The organism is Sphingomonas sp. (assembly GCF_964263785.1).
GTDB lineage: Bacteria > Pseudomonadota > Alphaproteobacteria > Sphingomonadales > Sphingomonadaceae > Sphingomonas.
In genome coordinates this window covers 1-3,360 of the sequence record NZ_CAXVWL010000056.1, presented here as the reverse complement: position 1 = coordinate 3,360, position 3,360 = coordinate 1, and the positions used below count along the sequence as shown (strand labels likewise).

The following is a 3,360-nucleotide window of genomic DNA, read 5'->3' as shown; positions in this document are numbered from 1 at the left end:
CGTGCCGCGCATGGTCGACTTCCTCTACGGGCGGCTGCAGCGGCGCGGCTATCTGCGCCGCGATGCGGAGCGGATGATCAACCAGGATCGCAACACCTTCGGTGCTGTCATGCTCCAACTGGGCGAGGCGGACGCGATGATCACCGGCATCACCCGTACCTACGCGCAGACCTTCCGCGACGTGCGCCGGGTGATCGATCCGGCGGCCGGCCGCGTGCCCTTCGGCATCCACGTGCTGGTCGGCCAGAGCCACACCGTCTTCATGGCCGACACGACGATCAACGAACGCCCGTCGGGCGAGGAGCTGGCCGACATCGCCGAGCAGACCGCGCAGGTCGCCAGGCGGATGGGACACGAGCCGCGCGTGGCGTTCCTCAGCTACTCGACCTTCGGGAACCCCGACGGCCACTGGCTCGACAACATTCGCGACGGCGTGAAGGCGCTCGACGATCGCCAAGTCGGCTTCGAGTACGAGGGCGAGATGGCACCCGATGTGGCGCTCAACCCCCGGCAGATGGCGAACTTTCCCTTCGCGCGGCTGTCGGGGCCGGCCAACGTGCTGATCATGCCGGGGCTGCAATCGGCCAACATTTCCGCCAAGCTGCTGCGCGAGCTGGGCGGCGACGACATGATCGGCCCGATGCTGATCGGCATGGAGAAGCCGGTGCAGATCGCGCCGATGACGTCGACCGCCAGCGAGTTGGTGACGCTGGCGGTGCTCGCCGCCGGCGGCATCGCGCGCTGATGACCGGGCGCGAAGCGGTGCGATGCTGCTAGCTGCGTTTCTCGCCGGGGTGGCGACGCCAGCGGTGTCGTCGGTGCAACGTGCGCGGTCCACGCGTTGCGTGGTCGTCCGAGAAGAACCGTCGATGAGCGAAAAATTGCGTCCGACGCTGATCCTGCGCTGCGACTATGATGCGGTGTCGCTGGGCGATCGGATGCTGGCGATGCTTGCGCTAGCTCCGTCCAAGCCGACGATCGCCATGGTGGAGCGGCAGTTCGGCGTTCCGGAGATCGCGACGGCATTTGATGCGGCGCGCAGTGTATCTTACTCTGTGCAACTGATAGGGCCGGATGATAGCTGGCATGTCCAGTTCATGTTTCGAGAATCCTTTTTCCCGACCGACGCCGCGCGGCGTCCGCGCTTCCGGGGTGGTGCGCGACCCATGCTGATCGACCCGCATATCCGCGGGGAGATCCGGTTCGACCTCGACGTCCTCGGGCCGCCGCAAGTGTTGGCGACGAAGCCATGCCCGCTCAATGTCGATCGCCTGGAACGCCGTGCGAGACGCCAGGGTTGGCGACGCTCGCACGTGATCGAGTTCTCCAGTGACATAGTCGTCCCACCCCGAGTTTCGTATCAGCGGGGGCACGCGCTGGTCGGTGGACGTTACGACGCGCGCGGGTGCTTCACCGATTTCACACTGTCGATCGAGGCCGACCGTCGCGCGAGTTGAGCGCCGCCGACCGCACAATTTGCTTCGGCGGCGGCGGCATCCGCGTTTTCGCACGGCAAGGCACTGGCGGTTCCACTCGAACCGTTCATTTCGAGCAAGACCGAAGCGCCCGCTTACCCGTCACCTCGCATGTGCCAAACCGGTCGAAACGCACGTTGCGGGCGACGTTGTGGAGATCCGCCCTTTGACAGGTTCGGGATCAACGGGAAGAAGAAATCCAGTGTGCCGTTATTTTGTGATGATCCTTCTACTGGCCGCCGCGTCGGTCGCGCTGGCCCGTCCTGCGATCGACCCACGTCCCGGCATCGTCCGCGTTCGCCTCGACACCTCGGGCGGGCCCATCCTTCTCGCGCTCGACGCTCGCCGCGCGCCCGCGACCACCGCCAATTTCCTGAAATACGTCGACGACGGCCGTTTCGACGGCATCACCTTCTACCGCGCCGCCCGCGGCAAGGCCGATCCGCGCCGGGGCTTCGTCCAGGCCGGCATCCGCCAGGACGCCAAGCGCATCCTGCCGTCCTTCCCGTTCGAGCCGACGAGCAAGACCGGTATCCGCCACCTCGACGCCACGATCTCGATGGCGCGCGGCGACGACCCGGCGTCCGCGGGCGGCAACTTCGTTCTGACCGTCGGCCCCACCCCGCAGATGAACGCCCGCCCCGACTACAAGGGCTACGCCGCCTTCGGCCGCGTCATCGGCGGCATGGACGTGGTCAAGCGCATCCTGGCGCTCCCGTCGGGCGGCGGCTTCGACGCGATGAAGGGCCAGATGATCCTGCGCCCCGTTCTGATCCGTCGCGCGGTCCGGCTGGATGGGACGCCGAAGCCGACGGGGCTGCCCAAAGTGTGGCTGATGATGCCGCGGCGGGGGTAGGCCGCAAGTATTGGTGGATAGCGCATGCTCAGGTCGAGGCTTATACATCGCAGTCGGAGGTCGCGATGCGGCAGAACGACAGCTACACGCCGGTGGTCGCATGGGAACGCACGACGCGCATCGTTATCGTGGGCTTGCTGGTTCTCAGCGGGCTCCAGTTTCTTGCCGCTGCCGTGGTCTATCGCACACTCGGCACAAGCGAAAATGACAATTTGATCTTCGCTGGTAGCCTATTTTTCGCCGGGTTCGCTTTCGCGCTCGCCCGAGCCTTCCGGAAGTCAGGTGCACCCACTTGGAAGCACAAGGCGGCGGTGGCTGTCGTTGCGTTGCCAGCGGCGTTGAGTCTGGTCATACGCTAATGTCCAATTATGGGCGTAAGCCGCCTGTCTGCTCATGGGCGCATTTCACCGCAAACCGGCCGCTGTCCTACAACAGCATGATCCTGTATAGGATACGGCATGATCGTCCCAGCCCCGTCGCCGCCCTTCGCTCCGCAGCGGCGGCGACGGCGGTGGAACCGGAGGCGGAATGCGGGGTGTAGTGTCCGGTTCCGCACCCGCGCCGCCGCCCACCTTGGGGAACGGCGGTTTCACGCCCGGTCACGCGTCGATGCTGGACCCCAGTGCCGCGTGGACCAGCCCGCCGTCGACGGTGATCGTCTCGCCGATCACGTAATCGCCGGCGCGGCTGGCGAGGTAGATGGCGGCGCCCGCCATGTCCTCGTCGACGCCGATGCGCTTGGCGGGGATGCCGGCGGCGATCGCGTCGCCGTGGTCGCGCGCGGCCTTGTTCATGTCGCTGGGGAAGGCGCCCGGCGCGATCGAGGTGACGTTGATGCCGTCGCGCACCAGCCGCGCCGCCATCCGCTTGGTCAGGTAGATCAGCCCCGCCTTCGACGCGTGATAGCTGTACGTCTCCCACGGGTTGAGCCGCTGGCCGTCGATCGAGGTGATGTTGATGACCTTGGCCGGCCGCTCGGGCGAACCCGCCGCCTTCAGCAGCCCGTGCAGCGCCTGGGTCAGGAAGAAG

At 66.5% G+C, this 3,360-nt stretch carries 5 protein-coding genes; 4 read left to right on the top strand and 1 reads right to left on the bottom strand.

The window, feature by feature from the left end:
- From ACE5C1_RS08025 to ACE5C1_RS08010, 4 genes are all read left to right on the top strand, one after another.
- The coding region (locus tag ACE5C1_RS08025; protein ID WP_374943545.1) for a phosphate acyltransferase at positions 1 to 745 on the top strand (745 nt) is incomplete at its 5' end.
- A 124-nt stretch (positions 746 to 869) separates the two neighbouring features.
- Entirely contained in the window at positions 870 to 1,457 is a 588-nt protein-coding gene (locus tag ACE5C1_RS08020) for a hypothetical protein (RefSeq protein WP_374943544.1), read from the top strand.
- Between the two features lie 238 nt (positions 1,458 to 1,695).
- Positions 1,696 to 2,331 (top strand): peptidylprolyl isomerase, encoded by a 636-nt coding sequence (locus ACE5C1_RS08015; protein ID WP_374943543.1) that lies wholly within the window; start codon positions 1,696 to 1,698, stop codon positions 2,329 to 2,331.
- Positions 2,304 to 2,690, top strand: coding sequence for a hypothetical protein (locus ACE5C1_RS08010; RefSeq protein ID WP_374943542.1), 387 nt, complete (start codon positions 2,304 to 2,306; stop codon positions 2,688 to 2,690). Before ACE5C1_RS08015 ends, ACE5C1_RS08010 begins: the two co-directional genes overlap by 28 nt.
- Positions 2,691 to 2,930: 240 nt before the next feature.
- Here ACE5C1_RS08010 and ACE5C1_RS08005 read toward each other — a convergent pair.
- Positions 2,931 to 3,360: SDR family oxidoreductase (locus tag ACE5C1_RS08005; protein ID WP_374943541.1), on the bottom strand; the 430-nt coding region annotated here is incomplete at its 5' end.

Excerpts from the sequence above, each read along its gene's own strand:
- ACE5C1_RS08020 (WP_374943544.1), top strand. The coding sequence starts at position 870 with ATGAGCGAAAAATTGCGTCCGACGCTGATCCTGCGCTGCGACTATGAT.
- ACE5C1_RS08015 (WP_374943543.1), top strand. The coding sequence starts at position 1,696 with ATGATCCTTCTACTGGCCGCCGCGTCGGTCGCGCTGGCCCGTCCTGCG.